The organism is Candidiatus Paracoxiella cheracis (assembly GCF_049348705.1).
Taxonomy (GTDB): domain Bacteria; phylum Pseudomonadota; class Gammaproteobacteria; order Coxiellales; family Coxiellaceae; genus Paracoxiella; species Paracoxiella cheracis.
Map to the genome: position 1 here is coordinate 1,301,774 of NZ_CP186485.1, position 21,888 is coordinate 1,323,661.

Sequence of the window (21,888 nt, forward strand, 5' to 3'; positions counted from 1 at the left end):
TGGCACAGGTATTACGAAGATTCCACTCTATTTAATCTAAGCTGTAAATGATTAATTTGCTCTTGTATGTCAGAAATTTGATTCCTAAACCGTCGGATATCTCGTCGGTCTTGCTGGATATTTATTAACAGTAATTCACGCTCAGCCGGTGTATAGGGTTTCCCTTGGGGATTGGTATTACGCACCAGTTTGCGATTAATTCTTTCAATATCATGCCTTCGATTTTGAATCCGGTTATTCAAATCACCAATTTGTCCATTCAGATTGTTTATTTGGCCTTTGATATCCCCAATCGTGTTGTGCACACGAAGTCCTGCTAAATAAGCATTGCGGAATGCATTGACTTGATCCGGTGCACAAAATCCTGGCATGGGTTGACCAGCGCGGCCAATATTATAACCTGTATTTGGAACACAAAATTTTCTTAATCCTCGTTTATAAGCACGATTAAACGCCCCTGCTAAATCCGCTGGACAAATATTGTTGTACGAAGAACCGTTTGTACCCAATTGGTAAGCCGTTTGCGGACGGCAAAATTGACGCACCCCTGCTGCCCACCCGTTACGGTATTGTAAAGTATTTACTGTCAATTGAAACCGCGCACAATCTTTTATATCGCGCGATAAATCACGCTGTAATTTACCCTGATTACCATCTTCGTAACCCAGTTGGTACCAATTCATGCTTTGGCATTGCTGTTGGGTCAAGTGAGGAACGCAGGCCGATAGACCAAAAGTCCCTAAAAAAACTAAAGCTATAGAATATTTTTTAATTCCCATATTAATGCTTTACCTCTAAAAAACAGATTAAAACCCAGTCGGATCATAATGAAAAACTGTGATCGAGGCAAGGTTTAGTCTTTAAGGTATTCTTTGAGAATGGCGTTTGCCGATCCTCTGAAGTGAATACCACGAAGTGAGGGCTCGCTAGCCAACGCTTGAAGGGTTCAGCTTTGGGTGATGGGATAGATTGGATACTGCGGAAAATACCTTCGGTGTCTGCAGTGGACAGTTTCAGTCCGTGACAAATCGTCACGACCTCACTGCCTCCTTGTTGTAAGTCATTGTTTTAACGTACATCAGTAGGCGCCTGCATCAGCACTATCCGTTAATGCTCCGCAATTAAAGCCATCACACGTGTGCTTTAGAGAGTAAGGGGTTAATCGTTGCCTTAACTTGACTTATATTCAAACCTATGTACGATTCTATGCATTTCATGGGCGCACTATAGTGCTAAAAATAACAATCTTTACCATGAGGCAGATATATGAAAGAAAGCAATCAAGATACAGTGCAAAAATTCATGATCGAAGCCTTTAACGTGCGCGGTGTAATTGCTCACCTAAATGAAAGCATAAAAACAATAGTCTCGCAGCATCCTTATCCAAAACAAATTCAAAAGCTACTTGGGGAAACCTTACTAACAGCCAGTTTATTGTTGCCAATGATAAAATTAAAGGGTCGCATGATCATACAATTCCAAAGTGATGGTGCAATAAAAATGTTAGTAGCTCAAATAAATGATCAAGGTCATATTCGAGGATTAGCAAAATGGCAGCCCGATGCAAAAAAAAATGATTTAATATCTGGATTAGAAAATGGCGAGCTAGTCATCACTATTTTTCAAAAAGGCCAAGAAAAACCGTATCAAAGTATTGTTCCTTTGTATAACAAAGATATTTCAACTGCTATGACACACTATTTTGTACAATCAGAACAGCTCCTCACCAAGTGTTACTTAACTGTTTCTGATGATTCTGCCACTGGAATGTTGTTACAAATGATGCCTGAAAATGAGAATATTGACCGTGAATTACAGTGGCAATCACTCATGTCACATATGAAAGATTTTAATGTAAAGAAATTAACTGAATCCGACAACGTTACATTTCTAAAAACAACCGATGCGCGCCATGGAGAGCGAAGCGAAGGCGCGTATTCCGCGGTAGGCTCGGATTTTTTGCCGAGCGTAAGCGACTGCAAAAAATCTTTACGAGCCGTCAAGTCATTTGAGAGCCCGTGCGTAGTCGAGCCGTGAGGTCGCGGAGCGCGGGCGACGAGGACGTCCGCGGCTATTTAAGTTGTCGCGTATTGCGAGTCGATTATTGACAGGGATGGCAATAATCTATCACGAGCATCGCGACACGCTTGCTTTCCTAATCAGGATATTCATTTATTTGAACCAGAACCATTAATGTTTAAATGCAGTTGTAGTTTAAAAAAAATGGAAAATGCTATCTTCACCATGGGTAAAAAGGAAGCGGATCTTATACTTAACACTAATCCCGAAATATGGGTAACGTGTGAATATTGTAATAACCAGTATGGATTCGATCGTAATGCGGTATCATCTATTTTTTCTGATGATACCATTCACTAAAGTTGTCGCAGTGCCACATTTGCACTAACTTTTCTATTTCATTGATATAAAAGTATAAAAATTCTCTAATAAGTACGTACCGTGTTTGCACTAACTTTCTTTTCTTTTTCTCAAAAAATCAAAAAGTTACGAAAGTTAATGCAAATGTGGCACCGGAAGATCAATCTCAATACGCCTTCCCCATGCCAAGCGAAGCGCGTTGAGAATAGCCAGAATGTCGATCACTTCTTGAAGTATGGCGCCAGCAACGGGTGATATAAATCCCGCTGCAGCAAATCCCATACCAATAACACTCAATATCATGCCACCCACAGCACTTTGCAATGCGATTTTTCGTGTGATTAAGCTTAAATGAATTAATACGTCCACTTTTTTTAAAGTGTTTTCCATGATCACAGCACCTGCTGCGGCGGCAGTTACATTACTGGATTGCCCAAAAGCAACACCAACCGTGGCGGCTCCGAGCGCTGGTGCATCATTGACGCCATCTCCCATAAATAATGTCGCGGCTTTTTTACTTTCGGCAAGCACAATATCAAGTTTTTGTTCGGGGCTTTGAGAGGCACGTATTTCTGTTAAATTAAGCTGTTTTGCTAAATATTCCACTTCGGATAAACGATCACCCGATACCAACATTATTTTTTTAAATTGATGATAGGGGCCAAGATGCCCGACAAACGAAGAGCTTTCTCTTCGAGGAATATCACGAAATCGAAGTGTTGCTGCATATTTTTCATTAATCACAATCATACATTCTAAACCAACTGACACAGCAGGAAGTAGCGAAGACCATTCGGGATGAGTTTCTAATATACTTTTACGATGAGTCACGTGAATTGTATTTTTATCAATATTCCCTTTTAACCCCTGCCCTGGCTTTTCTGAAATGTCCGTGGCATCCAGCAAATCTAAGTGCTTTGATTCAGCAGCTTTTAAAATCGCAGATGCGAGTGGATGCTTTGAATAGCGCTCCAAACTAGCCGTCAGTTGTAATACGCCGTTAGCATCAAAACCATTTGCCGATATGATTTCGGTTAAAGTGGGTTTGCCGTAAGTCAATGTACCTGTTTTATCAAAAATAGCCGTGCGACAAGTGGGTAATCGTTCTAAAACGGTAGGGTCTTTAATAATAATTGCTTGACGAGCAGCCATAGAAATAGCACTAATTAATGTGATTGGAATCGCAATGAGTAACGGACAAGGCGTTGCAATAACGAGCACAGCAAGAAAGCGAACGGCATCACTTGTAAAATACCACGTTGCAAATGCGAGCAATAATGCTATAGGCGCAAAAACCGCACCAATTTGATCACCCAAACGCCTTATTTTCGGGCGTTTTTGTTCTGCTTCCTCTAACACTTGTACAATCGCTGCATAACGCGAATCCGAAGCTAGTTTATTTGCTTTTATAGTTAATACAGAGGCGCCATTGATTGCGCCGGATAAGACTAACGTGCCAGGTGCTTTAGAAATTTGATAAGGTTCACCCGTTAAGTACGATTCATCCATCGAGCTTCGCCCTTCAATAACAATACCATCAACCGGACAAGTTTCGTGTGGATAAATAACAATTTCATCACCGGGGCGAATGTCTTGCAACGGAATATCTTCAAGATTTCCTTTAGTTTTCCGGTGTGCAACCGAAGGCATTCGCTCTGCTAACGCAAGCAAGACTGAAGACGCTTTTCGTACGGCATAAGCTTCTAATGCCTGACCACCTGCAAGCATGAGAACAATAATGGTCCCTGCAAGATATTCATGTAAAATAAATGCGGTAACCAACGCAATGGCAGCCAAGGAATCTGCTCCCCAGTTACCTTTCAAAAGTTTAAATAAAATCTGTAAAAATAGAGGAATTCCGCCTATGATAATCATTGCTATCAAAGGAATTGCAGCAGCCGGTCGATAGAAAAACCACAATAGCACATATAAAATAATAGCGATCACCGAAAGTGTAGCAATAGTTAGTTGCCATTTAAAAATAGTTAAATTAGGCAAATATGGTGTTAAGCTTTGCAGTTTATTATTGTTGATACTCATTTTTACAGCCGTTGATTGATCTTATCTCAAGCCCCTTAATCATAGTATAAAATAGAATATTTTTTCTACTTTTGAGATATACGGCTCTGTCGAATCTGATCATAATTTAAACACACCGATTGAGTGTTACTGGAAATCGACTTGTTTATAAGCAATATGCAAGGTACATGGTATGGGCGGAATCCTATTTAAACTTGAAAACTAGTATCTTATACTCAATCTTAGTAAGGTCATAAGTTTAAATTTTATAGAAAAAAAAAGATTACGTTTTTTGGAGAGTTAGTTTGAACAGTCAAGAAGCATTATCCCTAATAAAAGATTATATATCCAGTTGGAAAAATAATGATTTTAACTTAATTGCTTCAAGCTTACATAATCAGTGTACTGTAATTGAATCTCACGGGCCTATTTATCACGGTCTTAATGATATTAAATCATGGTTTGATTTTTGGTTGGCGGCAGATAGTAAAATTTTAAAATGGGACTTAACTTCATACTATTTCTGTCATCATGAAACTACAGCATTTATTGAATGGGAATTTGAATGTATTTCAAATAACACCACATATCCTTTATCGGGAATTAGCCTCATCAAATTTTTAGATAACAAAATTATCCATATTCATGAATATCGTATGACTAAGGCTGCTTTTGATTGGGATAGAAAAAGACTTGTTTCTGATTAGTTCATTAGCTGCTTTTAAACAGAGTTGCTTCCGAAAAATATTAAAAATTGCTGTAAAGGCATTTTGCTAATAATAACATCTTACTGGGGTCACCATCATCTTCTATAAACCATTGTGCCGAGATCATGACGCGCAAAAACGTCCACTGTAATAATCGATCAACAGGCAAATCCAGTGCAACCGCTAGCTGTGAGATTCGATTTATTATTTTACTTGGCATTGCTTGCAAATTTTGCATTTCATTTTCAGCAATAATATCAAAGGCAGCGGCTTCAAAAGCACGCTCACCGATAATACCTTTTGGATCGATAGCGAGCCACTCATCTTTATGTTGAAGCACATTGTCCAAGTGCAAATCACCATGACAAAGATACTCATGCTGAGATGAGGCTAACAAAAGTGATCGTATGCTTTGTGCTTTTTCAATGAAACAATATTCAACTCGCGAGTCTTCAATTCTATCGATAGACTGACACCACTGATTTACGTGCGTATAACCAGATCTATTTCCCAAAGGGCGTTCGAGCATTTTTACTAGCTTAGCATAAGCATCGATAACAACATCGAGATTATCTGGATACAATGCCTTAAGCGTGTCGCCAGGAATAGCACGTTCAAGCAACAATGCATTATATTTTTTATTGATATCAAGAATCCGCACAGCACCCTGCCCATCAAAATGTTTCAATGCGCAATATTCATCAAAAGTAAGTTGAGGATCGCAACCGATTTTCAATACGACGGGTGTTTGAGACGCCTGCCTTGCTAACGCCACGTAATGATAGCTCATATTTTTAACAGGCTGAATATCATCCAACTGCCAATGAGAGGATAGCTCTTCAATAAACATAGGCAAGCGGCTCAACCAAACTTGGCCTGCCCTACCCCATGTATTGACGACGGTACGCTGAAAAATAGTATTCATACCCACTCCAGCTTAATGCTTTAAGCTAGTCAGGTGTCTAACAAATCTTTATAATGTCACAAAATTCATGGGTATTACATAAAAGGACTTACATGATGTCACTTATCTCTCAATACGATATTTCTAATTGGGCACCCTTCGTTGATGACTCAACAAAACAAGCGCTTCTTGCAGATCTTGAAAAGGGCCAAGTAATTTATTTACCAGAGTTGAGTTTCACAATTTCCCCAGCGGACCAGCATTTTCTGAATCCCGAATATCTTGCAGCGGGTAAAAAAAACATTAGTTACAATCCAGCTAATCAAACATTAAAAGGCATCAAGCAAAATATACCGAAGTCAAAATCACTAGAAAAATTAATGTGTGACTTTTCCGTTAAGGCAGAGCAATTGATGCGTCATCTTTTTCCGCATTATAGTAATGCAATGCGTATTGGTCGAACCAGCTTTCGCCCAGCAGAAATTCACGGCCGGCAAACTTCTTTTCGAAAAGATGACACGTTGTTACACGTCGATGCTTTTCCCTCGATGCCGATGAAAGGCGAGCGCATTTTGCGTTTGTTCAGCAATATTAATCCCGAGAATAAACCACGGCAGTGGCATTTGGGTGAATCTTTCAGCGCTGTCATGAAACGTTTTGCACCACAAATTAATTCGCCCTTTCCAGGCTCTCATGGCATGATGAATTTATTTGGCATTACGAAACAAAAACGCACGCTCTACGATCATTACATGCTAAACATTCATCATAAAATGAAAAAAGATAACAACTATCAACAAAATGCTATCCAAGAAAGAATGGATTTCCCAGCAAATACTACTTGGATCGTATTTACTGACTTAGTTTCTCATGCCGCACTGTCTGGTCAGCATCTACTTGAACAAACTTTTTATGTGCCGGCTCATGCTCAATTTCACCCTGAATGGGCGCCCTTAAAACAGCTTGAACATTATCTGCAACGATCCTTGCTTTAAACACTAAGAAACTTCACTCCAAAATTTGCCAATAGGTTTTGGGAGACTGTTCGTCAAACATTTCATGCGATAGCTTTTCTTTAAATTCTTTGACCTCGGGTCTTTTATTATGCGCCTCAAAAGCCTCTTTATTTTTCCAAACAGAATACATGGTAAATTCACGAGGATCATGGGTGGATTGATGCACGTTATAAATAACGCAGCCTTTATCACGTCGTGAATGTTCCATCATTCGTTTCAAATAATCTTTAACATAATCTTCCATCCCAGCATTAGCAATTCCTGCAACCATAATGGTAAATTGGCTCATAATTTTAGCTCCTTATTTGATTAATAACATGCCCTTGCTCAAAAGCGCTTAAATTTTCAATAGTCATCTTCGTAATATTTGCCACCGCTTCTTCGGTAAAAAAGGCTTCATGTGGTGTTATTACCACGGTGGATAAATTTTCTAATTTTACAAACTGTTCGTCCTGAATAATTTTTCCTGTATGATTCACGAAAAACAAACCCTTTTCTTTTTCATATACATCCAAACCAGCATAACCCAAATGATCATTTTCCAATGATTTTATCAGTGCCGCTGTGTCCACTAATCCACCTCTTCCTGTATTAATTAACATCGCACCTTTTTTTGTTTTTGACAGGGCCTCTTCATCAATCATATGAAAAGTTTTCTCATTCAACAAACAGTTTAAGCTGATGATATCTGACTTATTTAATAATTCATCGAGCGACACATAAGTCATGCCTAGTTTTTTACAATCGTCATTGGGATAAGGATCATAGCCCAATAAATCGCAACCAAAGCCATGCATAATACTTGCAAACGCACAACCAATACGACCCGTACCAACAACACCAACGATTTTCTCATGCAAATTAAAACCCAAGATATCTTTCGTTAATGAAAAATCTTGCTCTGCCACACGTTGAAACGATTGTCGAAGTTTACGGCTCAACGTTAAAATGAGCGCAACTGCAAATTCAGCAACCGCAGGCGGTGAATATTCCGGCACATTAACCACGGTGAGGCCAAGCGCATCTGTCGCTTTTAAATCTACATGGTCGTATCCGGCTGATCGTAAAGCCACGAGCTTGACTCGTTCTTTGGCTAATGCTTTCAAGACATCCGCATTTAAATCATCGAGGACGAAGCAACACACTGCCTCACAGGACTGCGCGTGTGAAACGGTCGATAAAGATAACGGTTCTTCAATAAACACTAGCTCATGCTGCGAGTGGTTGGCTTTTTCAAAAAAGGGTCGTTCATACGACTGAACACTAAAAATAGCAACTTTCATGTATCTATCCCATTGAATTTTCAAAGCTAGTATACGACAAGACTATTAGCTCCGAAAGCGGTATAATCCCGAGCATAGAGCCTTATGCTGGCAAAAATTTGACCAGCAAGGACTTTGAGTTCCGCAATCCGACCTATTAAAAAATTGATCACAACGATTGCGAAATCACTCCTGGCTGATATGATAATGTCAGTAACATTACCGATCGCGATCTCATTGATGATGAGGATGAAATGATAAATTTTTTCCGTAAAGGCACTTTTACACTTCGTAGAGAAATTGTGATCATCGTTATCATTAAGCTCATCGCTATTTTTATTATCTGGTTTTTTTGTTTTTCTAACCCGGTGCAGGATCATCTAACCACGCAATCGATGCAACAACATATTCTTGGAGACACCAATGACCCCTCATGATGTAGTCATTTTATCGCGTTGGCAGTTCGGCATGACTGCTATGTATCATTTTATTTTCGTTCCACTCACACTCGGTTTGTCCGTCATCGTCGCTATCATGGAGACGGTTTACATCATGACTGGGCGCGAGATTTGGAAACAAATGACGAAATATTGGGGCATCTTGTTTGGCATCAACTTCGCCATGGGCGTGGCCACGGGCATTACCATGGAGTTCCAATTCGGCACCAATTGGGCTTACTACTCTCAATACGTCGGCGATATTTTTGGTGCTCCCTTAGCAATTGAAGGTTTGATGGCATTCTTTTTAGAAGCCACATTTATCGGATTATTTTTCTTTGGCTGGGACCGATTATCGAGGCTCGGTCACCTAATCGTTACATGGTTAGTGGCACTGGGATCTAGCCTTTCAGCATTATGGATTTTAATTGCAAATGGCTGGATGAATTATCCGGTGGGCGCGCATTTTGATTTCAACACCATGCGCATGGAAGTTTCAAATTTTAAAGAAATCCTTTTTAACCCTGTCGCCCAAGCTAAATTCGTTCACACCATCAGCGCAGGTTATGTCACTGGCTCTATTTTCGTTTTAGCGATCAGTGCATTTTTTCTATTGCGAAAACGTAATACTGAATTTGCCAAACGCTCGATGACGATTGCTGTTTCCTTTGGGCTCGCCTCTGCACTGTCCGTTGTCGTACTCGGTGATGAAAGTGGTTATTTAGCCAACGAGATGCAAAAAATGAAGCTCGCCTCGATCGAAGGGATGTGGAAAACTGAGCCTGCACCTGCCCCTTTTAATTTATTCGGCATTCCCGATCAGTCACAACACATTACCCGTTATCGCATTCATGTTCCTTATGTGTTGGGTATTATTGCAACTCGTTCGTTTCACCAAGTTTTACCGGGCATCGATGAGTTAGTCGCCCGCAACAAAGAACGCATCATGCAAGGTATGCATGCCTATGCTGCTCTGATGGCACTGCGCAAAAACCCGAACGACATTACTGACAAAGTGATTTTAACGCGCTACTCCAATGAATTAGGTTATGGCCTTTTATTAAAGAAATACACCGATGATCCAGCAAAAGCGACACCAGCAGAAATCGACAAGGCTGCATGGGATACCGTCCCTGATAGCGTTGCCACTTTGTTTTGGACTTTTCGTGTGATGGTCGCGTGCGGATTCTTTTTCATTTTATTATTTGCCGTCGGCTTTTATTTATCAGCCAAACGCATTTTAGAAAAGCGCTGGTATTTGTACGCAGCTTTATGGAGTTTACCGCTCCCGTGGATTGCGGCGGAAAGTGGATGGTTTGTCGCGGAACACGGTCGACAACCTTGGGTCGTGGAAGGTGTTTTGCCCACTTTCTTAGGCACTTCTTCACTGCAAACTCACGATCTCGTTATTTCGTTAACAGGCTTCGGACTCTTTTATACAGTCCTCGCTGTTATCGAGATTTATTTAATGATTAAATATATTCGTTTGGGTCCCGATGGTATGACAGCGAAATATACTCACACCATAGAAAATAAAACGGAGAACGCACTATGATTGAATACGCCACATTACGAGTTATTTGGTGGGTTTTAATGGGTGTCATTCTCATCGGTTTTGCCGTGATGGATGGATTTGATTTAGGCGCCGCCGGTTTATTGCCGTTTGTAGCTAAAACTGATATCGAACGTCGTGTCGTCATCAATACGGTCGGCCCAGTCTGGGAAGGCAACCAAGTGTGGTTTATTTTAGGCGGTGGTGTGTTTTTCGCTGCATGGCCCTATTTATATGCCATTACATTCTCTGGTTTTTATTTTGCTATTCTTTTAGCGCTTGCGACACTCATATTACGACCCGCAGGATTCAAGTATCGTAGTAAATTAGAAAGCCCACGCTGGCGCAGCACATGGGATTGGATTTTGTGCCTCAGCGGGATCGTTGCAGCATTAACGTTTGGTGTGGCGGTCGGCAATGTATTGCAAGGCGTCCCTTTCCACTATGACAGCTCATTAAGAGGATTTTACACAGGCTCCTTTTTTGCCTTATTTAATCCCTTTGCTATCTTATGTGGCCTAACCAGTGTGGCTATGATTTTAATGCAAGGTGCTGTTTATCTATCTATAAAAACAGAAGGCGACATTCATCAGCGCGCTATTGCAAGCACCCGAATTGCAGCGCTTATAACCATTCTTCTTTTTGTTGCAGGCGGCGTTTGGATTGCCTTTGGCATAAAAGGTTATGTCATTACTCAAGCAATTAATCATGATGGACTGTCAAACCCAATTAATAAAATGGTGTCAAAGCAGGTGGGTGTTTGGTTAGCGAACTTTATGGATCACCCTGTTCTTTGGATAGCTCCTATTTTAGGTGTTGTTGGGCCATTTGGTGCATTACTGTTTTCTCGAGTACTATCGAAGCTTGCTATTATTTTTAGCAGCTTAGGAATATTCGGCATCATCAGCACCGTGGGTTTAAGCATGTTCCCGTTTATTTTGCCTTCATCCAGCAACCCAGGATCGAGTTTATTGGTTTGGGATGCATCAGCAAGTCAATTATCTTTGTCAATTATGTTTGTGAGCGCCTGCATCTTCTTGCCTATAATTTTAATCTATACAGCTTGGGTATATCGTGTGTTGCGTGGCAAAGTCACCGCAAGCCATATTGAAAAAGATAAAGGTTCAGCTTATTAATACGAGGTAGAAACGATGTGGTATTTTTCATGGATTTTAGGTTTAGGCCTAGCCTGTACATTTGCAGTATTAAATGCGCTCTGGTTTGAATTAGCGAGAGACAAAGACAATAGCGAAATTTAATCCTGGAGAATTTTCAGTTAGCACGTAATTGAAATTCATTTGAGAGCGTTTAGTTTTGAGAACAAGCGTGTCGCGATGCTCGTGATAGATTATTGCCATCCCTGTCAATAATCGACTCGCAATACGCGACAACTTAAATAGCCACGGACGTCCTCGTCGCCCGCGCTCCGCGACCTCACGGCTCGACTACGCACGGGCTCTCAAATGACTTGACGGCTCGTAAAGATTTTTTGCAGTCGCTTACGCTCGGCAAAAAATCCGAGCCTACCGCGGAATACGCGCCTTCGCTTCGCTCTCCATGGCGCGCATCGAAGGTAAGTAGCAACGGAAATGCACTTTAACATCATAACGAGCTTATTAATCGTCTTTAGCTTGGTTCTGGCCATTGCTGTTCTTTTTCGACTCTTAAAACTCCCTGTGATACTTGGTTATATTGTCGTCGGTGCTGTTGTGGGCCCCTATGCACTCGGCTGGTTGCCCGATTTAACCATCATCAACAAATTCGCTGAATTTGGTATCGTGTTGCTGATGTTTACCATTGGGTTGAAGTTCTCACTCAGTGAAATTTGGCGGCTTAAAATACCGGTATTTATATTAGGTGGGTTTCAAGTCGTTTTAACTACGATTATCACGACGCTTATCGGTCTTTCCTTAAAAATGACTGTAGACGCAGCGCTCATCGTTGGGGGTATTGCTGCCATGTCATCAACTGCCATGGTAGTAAAACAACTCGACGATCAAGGCGAACTTCACTGGAAACACGGACACAATGCATTCAGCGTATTACTATTTCAAGACTTAGCGGTCATTCCTTTTATTATTCTTATTTCCACCCTAACATTGGACTTTGGATAAATAAAATCCCTTGCCAGTTAGGACAATAATCAAAAAATGTGAGTTTCTAAATCTTAACCTGTTTTTTGCAGCAATTCGTAGAATTGCTCAGGTGTAAAATTTATTTTATCCAACCATGATTTTACTATCCCAATCAAATCCTCTATTTTTTCAGGGTCTGAGTTTTGCGTCTTTTCTTCAGTCCTCTGAATCGTTTTAATTTTTGAGTTGCTATTTTTGAAAATAGCAGGATGTCGCGTGCGTTTCCCCTGCGTATCACCTTTGGTTCTGCCTTGCGGATTACCGCGTGGTTTGCAGAGATTAGCAGGCGTGCCAACGGTATCAAGCACCGTAGAAAAACCCCGTTGCGTTTGTGAAGGGGTCGCAGTTATTGATGGTTTTTCGTTATCCACTTGGAAGCTCGGCAAATACCGCTCCCATTTTTTCGGTAAAATCGGGGCAAGATTCCTCGCTAGATAAAGTTGCGTATACGCTAATGCTGTCATCCGCCACCAATCTTCTTCGTGCTTAACATCCGGTGTTTGGTATCGGTCAAATAACAGTTTGTCTTTACCAAAACGAAAGTAGTGTTCAATGTCATAGCGTCTATCGTAATAGTGATACGCTTCTAATGCTGTGATTTCATTACGTCGTTCACCAGCGAGTCCTAACCAGAGTGGATTTTTATATAAAGATTTACCGTTAGCATCAACCGCAACCAATTGCACAACAGTAACAGGATGCTCATATCCTTTAAATTGCTTTGAACCACGCAGTAATTGGTCACGCCATATTTTAATCTCCAATTGGTAAGTTTTGCCACTGCGGGTTGTAATGGGTTGCTGCACAATCTCATCGGATTCACGGTGAGTCGTGCTGTCGTTTAGTTTCATCGCATCACCATAGCGTTTTATACTTCCTGAGGTATTATCTTCTATTGATGCGGGCGCGAAAACATTACGGGTACTGTTAAAACGGAAAAGATGTACCCAATTGGGATTTTCGCTAACCAGTTTACGGCAAGCTTCTGTACCATATTTTGAATCAGCCACGCTAACCACCAATTTATGAGTAAGCGCTAAGTCTGCAATACAACGGTTAATTTGCTGCATCCCAACTACATTGCCTTTTTCATCGCTTTTAACGCGCCTCGTATCCAGTGGAACTAACCAATGCTTTTCTTGAGCTGCACCATCATTGGGCAATAGTGATACCGTTGAATATTCATGTCCAATGGTAATCGGTTTGTTACCCGGTGCTGGATTAGGGCTGTAAACCACATGGCGATCTTCAACACAGTGTGCACTTTGACGCGACTGTGGTGTCGTATCCGCAATAATGATCACACGGTCATCGCTATGACTCACATGTTCATATTGTATTTTCATCATGCTATCCCAACAATTTGCTACCGACAAACCATCGCTAATCGCATCGGTAATACTACTGTATTCACGTTCAAAGTATGGCGATTCACATAATTCTATGGGTGTTTTGCAGCGATGGCCATGGCTTGAAAGGGCATCGAGTAAATTCATATTGGCATCGCGTCGCGCGGGGAAGATGTTGTAGAGGAATGTACGGAATTGTTTTAGTTTTTCTGTCGCTAACATCGTTTGTTCCTTATTTTATTTTTTCGAACAAACGTTGTTTACAACGTAAAATTTTTTTTCGGTTTCTATGTCAAGCAATTTTTAATTATTTTTATAAATTTATCCAAAGTCCAACTAACAGGACAAACCACCGAACCTTTACTCACCGTACTCGGATGGGGGCTTTTAAAAGGATTAATCGCGCTTGGAATTATATTAGCGTTGGGCCGATGGCTGTTCCGCCCTATTTTTAATTTAATCGCTATGACGCGAGCCCTTGAATTATTCACATTAACGGTTTTATTAATTGCGATTGCCGCTGCGGTGTTAACCAATGCACTCGGACTATCCTATGCTTTAGGCGCCTTCTTGGCCGGAATCATGTTAGCAGAAACAGAATTTCGGCATCAAATCGAAGTAGAAACGAGACCCTTTCGCGATGTACTCCTTGTACTTTTTTTTGTATCGGTGGGTATGTTATTAAATATTCCCACATGGGCTCATACTTGGTTATGGATAGTATTACTACTCATCGCCTTATTGATTGGAAAGGCAGTATTAATATTTATTTTGTCACGCGCTTGTCAAAATGACACACCCACAGCCATTCGTACAAGCTTGGTTTTAGCGCAAGGCGGTGAATTTGGTATCGTTATTCTATTTTTAGCGTTACAAACTCATTTAATATCACAAGAGTACGGACAAGTCATATTAAGCGCACTTTTATTGAGTATGATAATCTCTCCTTTTATTATTCAACATAATAAAAAAATTACTCAGCTCCTATTACCCAAACACTATCGTAAAGAACACGAAAAATCGAAAGTCGATATCACAGAAGCTCTCTCTAAACTTCAAAATCCCATTGTGATATTTGGTTATGGCCGAGTAGGCAGAAACGTTGCAAAAATACTCAGACAAGAGAAAATTGAGCATCTCATCGTTGACCATAATCCTAGTCACGTCCATCAAGCACGACTGAATGGTGACCCGGTTATCTACGGAGAAGCCACTTACCCAGGAATCATCAAAATTGTCGATTCAGAAAACGCCCGCGCAGTGGTTATCTGTCTAGATAATATGAACTTCACTATCAAGTGTCTTACCCACATCCGCAAAATCACACCCTCCCTACCCATTTTGGTACGCAGTCATGACGAAGCTGACGTTAAAAAGCTGCAATCGTTTGGGGCCACTATTGTGATCCCCGAGACCACTGAAAGTAGCCTAATCATGGCGTATCATTTACTCACTATCCTCGATATCCCTGACGACAACATCCAAGAATTGCTAAGCCAAATCAGCCAGCACAACGAATTGTTGTCGAAATTACTCAAATCCTGAGTTATATTTGCCTATCCTTACGTAGCAATACGCACTTTTTTATCAAAAAATTTAATTAATTTTGATAACTTATTGATTTATAATGATTTTTGCAATATACGTCGATTTGAGACTATAGGTAAAATTCAGTATAATACGTACTCAACGCATTGAAAATAGAGGGTTTAAATGTCGTCCAATTCTACTATCGATGAATACATCCGCAGACAAACGAAATACCAGGATCAAGTAAATCAGCTCTGCAAGCCGCTCCAGGAGCACTTCGGTATCGAGTACATCGACCATCTACACGTGACTACTGATCACCGTATCTATGGTCTCAGCAATAACCCACAGATTCCACACTCATACCTTGAATATGAAATACCTAAATATGACCCCTTTATTAACCGGGCAGATTCAAGCTCAATCCCCAAGATCTGTATGCCCCTAGCAACTATTAAAGAATATGGTAATAAAGATGAGCTCAAACTCGTTGAATGGGCGAGTGGCTTAAACGTCGGCCAGCCTATACTGTTCAAGCAGGACACCGAGGATGGGGGCTATGACATTTCGGTCTTTTTCAACCAAAGCAACAACCCTAATGCCATCAATACTTATTTAAACAACGTATCTACCATTCTAGACTTCATACAGTATTTTAGGCGCGAAACTTATCCATTGATGCAAAAGCTCGATGAATACGGGATCCCGCTTCCTGAAATCGTGGGAAAGGATTATTACAATGCGCCAAATATCTTTATATCGAATAAAGAAATTATTCGAACATGCTCATTGGGTGAGATGTTTGAATTAGGGTCTAGCAACCCAATACAGTTACTTTCTCAACGCGAAAAACAATGTGTGCTTCTGTACATTCAGAATAAAACGGCAAGAGAGATTTCGGCAAAACTCAATATATCTTATCGAACTGTCGAAAAACATATCGATAACGCAAAAGCGAAGTTAGGCTGCCGAACGAAACTCGCCCTCTACAAAAAATTTACCGGCCTAAACGAATTCATTCACATACAGCAGGTATAACCGTGACACTCTCAACAACGTACGATTACATCGAAAAAAAGGCTCAATACAACGAAAAAATTCGTAAGCTGTGCGAACCTTTGAAGCAACAATTAGGTATCGATCACTTTCATCACACGTTCATTACCCATGATCACCGCTATTTTGGTTTGAACAACAACACAGAGATGTCAAAATCTTATATTGATAACGAAGTGTATCGATGTGATCCCTTTGTTAATCGAGCTGATGCTTCGGGAATTCCTGATATTTGCATGCCTTTATTTATTATCTCACAACATGCGCAAGACGAGGAAGTGAAATTTGCCGAGTGGGCAAACCTCGCTGGGCTGAACCACCCTTTAATCATCAAGCGTGAAACCAACGACGGCTATGAGATTACATCCTTCTATAATAAGAGCAGTAGTCAATCGGTAATTAATATATATTTAAATAATTTACCGATGCTGATAAAGTTTATCGAGCACTTTAAAAACGAAACGGCTCAACTCACGAACGACCTACGCGATTTTAGCATTGACCTCAGCGAAGTTATTGGGGATGAGTATTTCAATGCATCTAACATGTTTTTATCAAGCAAACAGATTGTTAAACCTGCAACTCCGATTATACCCGTCAAAGAGGACAGCACTGAAATTACAGACTCACTGACAAGACGTGAAAAAGAATGTGTGATGCGCTATGTTCGCAACCAAACTGCAAAAAACATTGCAACGGGTCTTGGTATTTCGATACGTACCGTTGAAAAGCACATTGACAACGCACGACAAAAATTAGGCTGCAAATCCAAATTAGACTTGTTCAAGAAGTTAGTCGGTTTGAACGACTTCGTCTACATCGCCTAAGATGTAGAACTCTCGACTTGATCTGACAGTTGAGATTTATCGGACATATTTTCTGTCCGATAGATCGGATTCTAATTACTCCTCTACCAGTTGCGTGTCGTGATTACTGTGCGCCTTATTCAATTCATCTGCCGACACGCTTGGAATAGTTTTACATAGTTTATCTAATTCTTTTTCTTGTGCCAAATGCTTTGCATCAAGAAAAGTTTGCATGGGTGTTTTTCCATAACAACGCTCGCCGGAATGGGGCCTGACCTCATTATATGTTTTGATCCACGCATCAACGTCTTGTTGTAATTCTTCTAGGGAACGATATATTTTTTTTCGAAAAGCAACATCATAAAATTCTTGTTTAATCGTTTTATGAAAACGTTCACAAATACCATTGGTCTGCGGAGAACGTGCGCGTGTTTTCGAATGGTCAATGTCTTCAACTGCTAAATAAAGTTGATAGGCGTGGTTCTCAATTTTTCCACAATATTCCGTCCCGCGATCCGTGAGCATACGCAGCAATCGGATACCTTGCTCATTAAACCATGGCAATACACGTTCATTTAATAAATGAGCTGCCGTCATCGCTGTTTTCTCCGTGTATAACTTCGCAAAAGCGATTCTGCTATAGGTATCGACAAAAGTCTGCTCATAAATACGGCCAACGCCCTTCATCGTGCCAACATAATACGTATCCTGAGAACCTAAATAACCTGGGTGTTCTGTTTCAATCTCGCCGTGCGCTTCTTTTTCTCGTTTTGATTTTTCTAATGCTTGTCATTGTTCTTCCGTTAATAACATACCGTCTTGCGCCGATTTCGCTTCAAGCGCTTTTAGTCGCTTCTTAAAAGTCTCTAGATCATTACGTAGCCACACCGAACGAACTCCGCTGCTCGATACGATAATGCCTCGCGCCAGTAATTCATTGGCCGCACGTGCCTGACCTAACGCTGGGTTTTCAATAGCCAAAGCAATTACCGCTTCTTCTACATGTAACGGCACTCTATTTTTTTCATTCGGTTTCTTCTTACTCATATCATGGAGTGCTTCTTCGCCACCATTTTCATAAAGTGTTTTGAAACGGTAAAAACTGTCGCGTGAATAACCCATAACCTTACAGGCTTGTGAAACATTTCCCAATTGTTTAGACAGCTCTAGTAAACCTAATTTGGGTTTGATAATCTTTTCGGATACACTGGTCATAATGACACTCCTCGTGTTGGTTGTTTAAGGTTGGTCAATTAAATTTTACTCTAACTGACCAGGAGTGTCAGATCAAGTCTGAAGGTTTACAAATGACTAATCATCGGATTTAATAAAAATTAAATCCCAAACACCATGCCCCAAACGCTCACCGCGTTTTTCAAATTTCGTGGATGGTCTTACATTTTGATTTTTAACAAACTTCCCTTCGCCTGCAATGTTTTTGAAGCCTTTAGTAGCACTCATCACTGCCATCATCTGATGCGCATAATCTTCCCAATCGGTAGCCAAATGTATTTGCCCACCTATTTTCAACTTACAGGTTAACAACTCCACAAATGGGGGCTGAATGAGTCGACGCTTATGATGTCGCTTTTTGGGCCAAGGGTCGGGGAAAAAGATGTTGATCTCGGCGAGGCTGCCATCTTTTATAGATTGATTCAACACAGCAACGGCATCTTCTTGATAGGTGCGAATGTTGCTCACCTCTTCCTTTGCCATCATCGAAAGCAAGGCTCCAACACCGGGTGAGTGAACTTCGATCCCAATATAGTCCTTCTCAGGACTGGCTTTCGCCATGGCCAAGAGTGAATCGCCCATCCCAAATCCGATCTCAAGCACAACCTCGGATTTTTTCCCAAAAATATCATTGAAATCATTGGGTTCTTCTGATATCTTCAAGCCAAATCGAGGCCAATAACGGTCCAATCCCTGCTTTTGAGCGGGTGTCATTCGCCCCTGACGGCGGACAAAACTGCGAATTTGCCGTTTTTGTGGATTCTGAATTGGCATTTGGGTAGCATACCTGATCTGAACAATTTGAGGAACAACCATGCGTACAGCCATCAAGTTTATCAGTGGCATCATTATTCTGCTTGTCATACTCTTTATTATTACGATCATCGTGTTAACTAAGATCGTCAATCCAAATGAATATAGGCATCATATTGACAATTATGTGTTCCAAAAAACCGGTAGGCACCTTACGATTGGGAAAGTGGGCTGGTCTTTTGTGCCATGGTTGGGCGTGGACCTCAAAAACATTCAATTAACAAATTCAACTGGCTTCAAAGGGCCAAACTTAGCAAGTATCGGTGAAATTAAAGTTAAAGTCCGTTTCTGGCCTTTAATCACCGGCAAAGTACACTTTGGTAAAATAGTGGTAGATAATGCCACTATTAGCTTAATCACCAATGCAACTGGCCAACAAAATTGGTCAGACTGGAGTAAAGCTGCTACAACTAAACCGCAAGCGTCTAAAACTGTGGCGACGAAATCGAATTCGAATTCAAAAGTCTCAATTCCTCAAGTTCAAATTGCTGGCATTAGTATCACGCGATCTTTCGTTAATATAATTAATGAAAAAACAAAAACGAAAACGGCATTAACAAACTTTAACTTTACAACGGGTGGTATTGATAATACAAAAAATTTCCCGGCGCATGTCAGCTTTACTGAACAACAAAGCAACACAAAAACCGTAGTACTACTTTCAGCGAATGCAGTCGCAAACTTAGATACACAGCAACAGATCTATCAGCTACGACACGTGACTATCAATATTGAGCAAAGACGTTCTAACTTGCCGACATTACACTCTTCGCTGCTAGGTAAAATGGTTATCAATCTACCCAAACAGACATTAACGTTCTCACCCTTCACCGCACAAATCGCAAATATGAAGATGAATGGGCAGTTGCGAATTAATCATTTATTCCAAACACCGCAAATTATGGCAAATGTTTCGTCACGCGGAACCGAGTTACAGCCATTCATGAATGCGTTACTAGGTAAAAGTGCCTTGAAAGGAACACTTTCGTTTAATTCTGCAATCACAACTTCAGGTTCATCAAAAAAAGCCTTGATTGCTAACTTAAATGGTAAAGGTAACATGGCCATTGCTAATGGTGCGGTGACTGGATTTAACTTAAACGACTTATTAGCAGCGGGTGATGCGATTGTCCATCAACAGCCGGTTCCGCAGGGAAATGCTCCTAAACTCACACCGTTCTCGGATTTATCAGGCAGCTATGTTATTAAACGTGGTGTACTCACAAACAATGACCTGCGATTAATTGCAGGCCAAGCTGGCGCGCAAGGTGCTGGAGTCCTGAATCTTAATAACAACGCTATCAATTATGTGTTAACTGCTCAATATCAAACGAAATCTGGTTCTAAACCTTCGTTTGAATTGCCGATCAGAGTGCAAGGCTCGTTACCGCATCCGAGCATTCAGCCGGATTACAGCAGCATTGCAAAACAAGTCCTGACTAATGCCATTGAAAAGAAAATTAAAAATTATGCAGGCCAAGCAGGCGGCAAACTTAATCTGAATAAATTATTCAAAGGACTTTAATACGCTTCTATCATGACTGCCAATAAAAAGGACGTTACAACATTTACTAAGGATATTTTACGTTGGTTCGACCGGCACGGACGCCACGATCTGCCGTGGCAAAAAAACACAACGCCCTACCGCGTTTGGGTTTCTGAAATCATGTTGCAGCAAACCCAAGTGAGCACCGTTACTCCCTACTATCAACGCTTCATGAAAAGTTTTCCTAGCGTCAAAGCCTTGGCGTTAGCAAAACAAGATGACGTGCTCGCTCATTGGTCGGGGCTTGGTTATTACGCTCGCGCACGCAATTTGCACCGTGCGTCACAAATCATTCACCAAAAACATCACGGTCGCTTTCCCAACACCGTCGATGCACTCATCGAACTCCCTGGCATCGGGCGCTCGACTGCGGGTGCCATTCTTTCACTCGCGATGGAAATTCCCGCTACGATTTTAGATGGCAATGTAAAACGTGTTTTGGCGCGCTACCATGCTATTGAAGGTTGGCCAGGAAAAACTGATGTCTTAAAAAAACTCTGGGAGGTTGCAGAGCAATACACGCCACTGAAAAGATGCAATGATTACACGCAAGCCATGATGGACTTAGGCGCAATTATTTGCACGCGCACGCAACCTAAATGTTTACTGTGCCCGCTTGTAAAATGTTGCAAGGCGCATGCCATGAGTTGCGAAGAAGACTTCCCGGGAAAAAAACCAAAATCAGACTACCCCACAAAAGCAACGCGGTTTATATTACTGCTAGACTCAGCCAACCAACTTTTATTAGAAAAGCGACCACCGGTTGGCATTTGGGGCGGCTTGTGGAGCTTTCCCGAATGCCCCGTCGACACTCCTCTTGAAAAATGGTGTGATCAATACATTCAATGCGAGATACTTCGACAAGAAAATTTACCAATTTTATATCATAAATTCAGCCATTTTCAGCTTAAAATTCAACCTATACTTTTAAATATTCAGCCCAAAGCCCACCTCGTCATGGAATCCAACGAGCGAGTTTGGTACCACAAAAACGACTCACTGCCAGGCGGCATTGCAGCGCCGGTTTCTAAATTGCTAAGTCACTTTAAATTTTTGTCGGAATAGGCTAAGAATTAATTAATAGGACAAGGTGCAATGAACTGAAATTATGATCAATACCGGGATTTTTATTGGAAATACTGGA

The 21,888-nt window shown here is 41.0% G+C and carries 23 protein-coding genes and 1 pseudogene; 15 read left to right on the forward strand and 9 right to left on the reverse strand.

Features of this window, described 5'->3' with window-relative positions; all coding sequences use genetic code 11:
* Positions 1-11: 11 nt before the first annotated feature.
* A complete protein-coding gene (locus ACJMKR_RS06785) occupies positions 12-779 on the reverse strand; it encodes a DUF2799 domain-containing protein (protein WP_423062415.1) in 768 nt (255 codons plus the stop codon).
* A 523-nt stretch (positions 780-1,302) separates the two neighbouring features.
* On the opposite strand from ACJMKR_RS06785, the gene ACJMKR_RS06790 reads away from it, so the two are divergent.
* A complete protein-coding gene (locus ACJMKR_RS06790) occupies positions 1,303-2,037 on the forward strand; it encodes an Hsp33 family molecular chaperone HslO (RefSeq protein ID WP_423064207.1) in 735 nt (244 codons plus the stop codon).
* A gap of 156 nt (positions 2,038-2,193) precedes the next feature.
* Complete coding sequence (locus tag ACJMKR_RS06795; RefSeq protein WP_423062416.1) at positions 2,194-2,379, forward strand: Hsp33 family molecular chaperone HslO; 186 nt, start codon at positions 2,194-2,196, stop codon at positions 2,377-2,379.
* A gap of 135 nt (positions 2,380-2,514) precedes the next feature.
* Here the strand turns inward: ACJMKR_RS06795 and ACJMKR_RS06800 are convergent, their stop codons facing one another.
* A complete protein-coding gene (locus tag ACJMKR_RS06800; RefSeq protein ID WP_423062417.1) occupies positions 2,515-4,419 on the reverse strand; it encodes a heavy metal translocating P-type ATPase in 1,905 nt (634 codons plus the stop codon).
* Positions 4,420-4,703: 284 nt separating this feature from the next.
* On the opposite strand from ACJMKR_RS06800, the gene ACJMKR_RS06805 reads away from it, so the two are divergent.
* Positions 4,704-5,105: a nuclear transport factor 2 family protein gene (locus ACJMKR_RS06805; RefSeq protein ID WP_423062418.1), complete on the forward strand. Its 402-nt coding sequence runs from the start codon at positions 4,704-4,706 to the stop codon at positions 5,103-5,105.
* Positions 5,106-5,145: 40 nt separating this feature from the next.
* Here ACJMKR_RS06805 and ACJMKR_RS06810 read toward each other — a convergent pair whose 3' ends face one another.
* A complete protein-coding gene (locus tag ACJMKR_RS06810; protein ID WP_423062419.1) occupies positions 5,146-6,030 on the reverse strand; it encodes an aminoglycoside phosphotransferase family protein in 885 nt (294 codons plus the stop codon).
* A gap of 92 nt (positions 6,031-6,122) precedes the next feature.
* Here ACJMKR_RS06810 and ACJMKR_RS06815 point away from each other — a divergent pair, with 92 nt between their 5' ends.
* Positions 6,123-7,004 (forward strand): Kdo hydroxylase family protein, encoded by an 882-nt coding sequence (locus tag ACJMKR_RS06815; protein ID WP_423062420.1) that lies wholly within the window; start codon positions 6,123-6,125, stop codon positions 7,002-7,004.
* A gap of 13 nt (positions 7,005-7,017) precedes the next feature.
* On the opposite strand, the gene ACJMKR_RS06820 is transcribed toward ACJMKR_RS06815, so the two are convergent.
* From ACJMKR_RS06820 to ACJMKR_RS06830, 3 genes are read right to left on the reverse strand one after another with little or no spacing between them, the layout of a single operon-like run.
* Positions 7,018-7,314 carry a putative quinol monooxygenase gene (locus ACJMKR_RS06820; protein ID WP_423062421.1) on the reverse strand — a complete coding sequence of 99 codons (297 nt, stop codon included), beginning with the start codon at positions 7,312-7,314 and terminating at the stop codon, positions 7,018-7,020.
* 4 nt (positions 7,315-7,318) lie between these two features.
* A complete protein-coding gene (locus tag ACJMKR_RS06825; RefSeq protein WP_423062422.1) occupies positions 7,319-8,308 on the reverse strand; it encodes a 2-hydroxyacid dehydrogenase in 990 nt (329 codons plus the stop codon).
* A gap of 26 nt (positions 8,309-8,334) precedes the next feature.
* On the reverse strand, positions 8,335-8,667 hold the full coding sequence (locus ACJMKR_RS06830; RefSeq protein ID WP_423064279.1) for a hypothetical protein: 333 nt from the start codon (positions 8,665-8,667) through the stop codon (positions 8,335-8,337).
* On the opposite strand from ACJMKR_RS06830, the gene ACJMKR_RS06835 reads away from it, so the two are divergent.
* From ACJMKR_RS06835 to ACJMKR_RS06860, 6 genes are all read left to right on the forward strand, one after another.
* Positions 8,629-8,724, forward strand: coding sequence for a hypothetical protein (locus ACJMKR_RS06835; protein WP_423064208.1), 96 nt, complete (start codon positions 8,629-8,631; stop codon positions 8,722-8,724). The genes ACJMKR_RS06830 and ACJMKR_RS06835 overlap by 39 nt on opposite strands.
* A complete protein-coding gene (locus ACJMKR_RS06840) occupies positions 8,711-10,279 on the forward strand; it encodes a cytochrome ubiquinol oxidase subunit I (protein WP_423062423.1) in 1,569 nt (522 codons plus the stop codon). The genes ACJMKR_RS06835 and ACJMKR_RS06840 overlap by 14 nt, the downstream gene beginning before the upstream one ends.
* Positions 10,276-11,412, forward strand: coding sequence for a cytochrome d ubiquinol oxidase subunit II (gene cydB / locus ACJMKR_RS06845; protein WP_423062424.1), 1,137 nt, complete (start codon positions 10,276-10,278; stop codon positions 11,410-11,412). Before ACJMKR_RS06840 ends, cydB begins: the two co-directional genes overlap by 4 nt.
* 15 nt (positions 11,413-11,427) lie before the next feature.
* Entirely contained in the window at positions 11,428-11,535 is a 108-nt protein-coding gene (gene cydX / locus ACJMKR_RS06850; RefSeq protein WP_423062425.1) for a cytochrome bd-I oxidase subunit CydX, read from the forward strand.
* 209 nt (positions 11,536-11,744) lie between these two features.
* Positions 11,745-11,876 (forward strand): hypothetical protein, encoded by a 132-nt coding sequence (locus tag ACJMKR_RS06855; protein ID WP_423062426.1) that lies wholly within the window; start codon positions 11,745-11,747, stop codon positions 11,874-11,876.
* A complete protein-coding gene (locus ACJMKR_RS06860) occupies positions 11,866-12,390 on the forward strand; it encodes a cation:proton antiporter (protein ID WP_423062427.1) in 525 nt (174 codons plus the stop codon). The genes ACJMKR_RS06855 and ACJMKR_RS06860 overlap by 11 nt, the downstream gene beginning before the upstream one ends.
* A 53-nt stretch (positions 12,391-12,443) precedes the next feature.
* On the opposite strand, the gene ACJMKR_RS06865 is transcribed toward ACJMKR_RS06860, so the two are convergent.
* On the reverse strand, positions 12,444-13,982 hold the full coding sequence (locus ACJMKR_RS06865; protein ID WP_423062293.1) for a transposase: 1,539 nt from the start codon (positions 13,980-13,982) through the stop codon (positions 12,444-12,446).
* A gap of 3 nt (positions 13,983-13,985) precedes the next feature.
* Here ACJMKR_RS06865 and ACJMKR_RS06870 point away from each other — a divergent pair, with 3 nt between their 5' ends.
* The 3 genes from ACJMKR_RS06870 to ACJMKR_RS06880 all read left to right on the forward strand — a co-directional run bounded on the left by ACJMKR_RS06870 (position 13,986) and on the right by ACJMKR_RS06880 (position 17,173).
* Positions 13,986-15,305 carry a cation:proton antiporter gene (locus ACJMKR_RS06870; protein WP_423062428.1) on the forward strand — a complete coding sequence of 440 codons (1,320 nt, stop codon included), beginning with the start codon at positions 13,986-13,988 and terminating at the stop codon, positions 15,303-15,305.
* 168 nt (positions 15,306-15,473) lie between these two features.
* Positions 15,474-16,328 (forward strand): helix-turn-helix transcriptional regulator, encoded by an 855-nt coding sequence (locus ACJMKR_RS06875; RefSeq protein WP_423062429.1) that lies wholly within the window; start codon positions 15,474-15,476, stop codon positions 16,326-16,328.
* Between the two features lie 80 nt (positions 16,329-16,408).
* Positions 16,409-17,173: a helix-turn-helix transcriptional regulator gene (locus ACJMKR_RS06880; RefSeq protein ID WP_423062430.1), complete on the forward strand. Its 765-nt coding sequence runs from the start codon at positions 16,409-16,411 to the stop codon at positions 17,171-17,173.
* Between the two features lie 75 nt (positions 17,174-17,248).
* Here the strand turns inward: ACJMKR_RS06880 and ACJMKR_RS06885 are convergent.
* Positions 17,249-18,367, reverse strand: a pseudogene (locus ACJMKR_RS06885) (IS481 family transposase).
* Positions 18,368-18,463: 96 nt separating this feature from the next.
* Positions 18,464-19,159 carry a tRNA (guanosine(46)-N7)-methyltransferase TrmB gene (trmB, locus tag ACJMKR_RS06890; RefSeq protein WP_423062431.1) on the reverse strand — a complete coding sequence of 232 codons (696 nt, stop codon included), beginning with the start codon at positions 19,157-19,159 and terminating at the stop codon, positions 18,464-18,466.
* 40 nt (positions 19,160-19,199) lie between these two features.
* Between trmB and ACJMKR_RS06895 the strand changes: the two genes are divergently transcribed.
* Positions 19,200-20,723: an AsmA family protein gene (locus tag ACJMKR_RS06895; protein ID WP_423062432.1), complete on the forward strand. Its 1,524-nt coding sequence runs from the start codon at positions 19,200-19,202 to the stop codon at positions 20,721-20,723.
* A 12-nt stretch (positions 20,724-20,735) separates the two neighbouring features.
* Positions 20,736-21,809 (forward strand): A/G-specific adenine glycosylase, encoded by a 1,074-nt coding sequence (gene mutY, locus ACJMKR_RS06900; protein WP_423062433.1) that lies wholly within the window; start codon positions 20,736-20,738, stop codon positions 21,807-21,809.
* Positions 21,810-21,888: the final 79 nt, after the last annotated feature.